Annotated in this window: 1 protein-coding gene and 1 pseudogene; both read left to right on the top strand. The window is 75.0% G+C overall.

Going from position 1 to position 2,468, the window contains the following annotated elements:
- A pseudogene (locus D3105_RS33405) lies at positions 1–1,262 on the top strand (serine/threonine protein kinase); the annotation flags it as partial.
- A 211-nt stretch (positions 1,263–1,473) separates the two neighbouring features.
- Positions 1,474–2,468 (top strand): protein kinase (locus D3105_RS33400; protein ID WP_206273050.1); only part of this gene is annotated, 995 nt, incomplete at its 3' end.

Genomic DNA, 2,468 nt, shown 5'->3' with positions numbered 1-2,468 from the left:
CGACCCAGGTCATGGCGCTGCCCCCGGCCCCCGCCGCCGACCCCCTCGTCAAGCGGACGCCGAAGCAGCCCAAGGCCCCGAAACCGCCGAAGCAGTCCACCGGAACGGGCGAGTCCGGCGAAGGCGCCCGCGACCGGCTGCGCGGAGCCCTGCGGTCCGTGCGCAACGCGAAGACCCCGGCGGTGGCCGCCGGTGCCGCCGCGGGCGCTGCGGCAGCGTCGACGGGCTCTCCCGCCGCCGCGGCCACCGGCTCGCCCGTCGCCCCGCCCAAGCCGCCGTCCCCGCCCGGGACTCCCGCCCCGGCCGTGAAGTCCGAGGCGGCGGCCGGATCCTCGTCGGCGGGCGCGCAGGGAGCCGTCGCGGCCCCCGCCGCCCCGAAGCCGGCGGTGACGGCGAACGCCTCCGTGCCCGGACAGCGTCCGCCGTCCTCGGCCGCCTCCACGCGTGCCTCGATCACCGACGTGGTGCCCCGCCGCACCCTCGCGATCATCGCGGCCGTCGTCGCGCTGGCCATCCTCGGCACGGTCCTCGCGCTCGCCCTCGGCGGCGACGACGCGGACAAGAGCGGCAAGGACGACACCGCCGCGTCGGCCGGAGCCTCGACCGGCGGCGCCGACGACAAGGGCGATGACACGGGCGGCGGTTCGTCCGGCGGGAAGGGCGACGGCCAGAAGGAGGGCCAGGGCAAGGAGGACGGCCGGGCCTCCGAGGACCCGTCCGGCGAGGGCTCCGACGACCCGAAGTCCGACGACCCGAAGGGCGACCAGGGCGACGGGGGCGACAAGCCCGCGGGCGACTCCCTGCCCGCCGGGTACAAGAAGGTCACCGACGCCCGGTTCCACTTCACCATGGGGATGCCCGAGGACTTCCGGCGCACCGCCATCGCGGGCACCAACTCCGGAGGCATCTACAACGCCGGGCAGGGCAGCTTCCCCCGGGTCCAGGTCGACTTCAACAGCTCGCCCAAGGACGACGCCGCGGCCGCCTGGCGCGGGGCCGTCGCCAGTGCCAAGGTCCTCAGCGACGGCTACAAGCACGGCAGCATAAAGAAGGTCGAGTACAACGGCTATCCGACCGTCGCCGACTGGACGTTCGAGCGCAGCCACAACGGCGTCCGGGTCAAGGTGCTCAACCGCGGCTTCAAGGTGGACGCCAAGCGCGGCTACTCCATCATGATCAGTTGCAAGGTGGACGAGTGGAACGGCGACGAGTGCCGGACGCTGCGCGAAACGGCGTTCGCCACCTTCACGCCCACGAACTGACCGCCGGGCGCGCCCGATCCGGGCCGGTGTGAAACGTTTGTGCGGGCCGGGTTGGCGCGACCCGGCCCGTCGGCCCGCGTTGCCACGTATCGTAAGAGGCCGGAGACCGTACGCAGCCGGAACGGCGGGCCAATTGCCCGCCGGGCGACCGTAACCGACGGATTCGTGCAACTCTGATGGCCGGGGGAACAGCGCGCTCTGGGGAGGCGTCGTGGACGACTACGCGGGTCGGGTGCTTGCCGACCGCTACCGCCTTCCGCTGCCCCCGTCCGACGGGTACGAACTGGCCGAGACCCGGGCGTTCGACACCTACAGCGGCCAGGAAGTCCTGGTCCGCCAGGTGCCGTTGCCGGAGATCGTGGAAGCCGAGGTGCTCGACGCCGACGGGCGGGCTCCGATGTCGGGGCGGGCCGGCGGGCGGGCGGTCCGCCGCAGCACGGACCCCGCGGTCCGGCGGGCGATCGAGGCCGCGCAGGCCGCTGCCCAGGTGCCCGACCACCCCCGTCTCGACCAGGTCTTCGACGTGTTCGCCGAGGCGGATTCGCTCTGGATAGTCAGCGAGCTCGTCGCGGCCCGGCCGCTCGCCGCGCTCCTCGCCGAGCGCCCCCTCAGCCCCTACCGGGCCGCCGAGATCGGCTCCGACGTGCTCACCGCCCTGCGGGTGCTGCACGCCCACGGCTGGACCCATCGCAACATCACCGTGCGCACGGTCCTGGTCTGCGACGACGGCCGCGTCATGCTCACCGGCCTCGCGGCGGGCGCCGCCGAGGAGGCCCTCTGCGGATACGCCCCCGAACCGCGGCCCGACGCCGATCCGGTGGCCGGCCCGACGCCGCCCGGTCCGACGACGTACGGCATCCCGGCCCCTGATCCCGCCCCGCCGAGGGAGCTCGGCGGCGCCTATGCGCTCCCGGCGGCCAGGAGCGACGCGAGCGCCCAGGAGTACGCGGATGTCCAGGAGTACGCGGACGTCCCGGAGTACGCCGAATACAGCAGCCGCGAGGGTGACGGCGGCCGGGAGGTCCACGGCGACCGGGAGCTGCCCGTTCCGCCGCTGCCGCAGGGGTACGCGCCGCGCCGGGAGGACGACGGGCACGCCCCGTACGACCTGCCGCCGGGCCGTGAGGCCGACGCCGTCCCGGAGCGGCGGGCCGACGGGCAGGAGATCGTCCCGCGCCCCGCCGCCCCCGCCGTCCCCTACACCGC

Origin of the sequence: Streptomyces globisporus, from assembly GCF_003501885.1 — a bacterium.
GTDB classification, from domain to species: Bacteria; Actinomycetota; Actinomycetes; order Streptomycetales; family Streptomycetaceae; genus Streptomyces; species Streptomyces globisporus_D.
The sequence above is the reverse complement of the archived record's forward strand: the minus strand, read 5'-3'. Positions and strand labels throughout refer to the sequence as shown.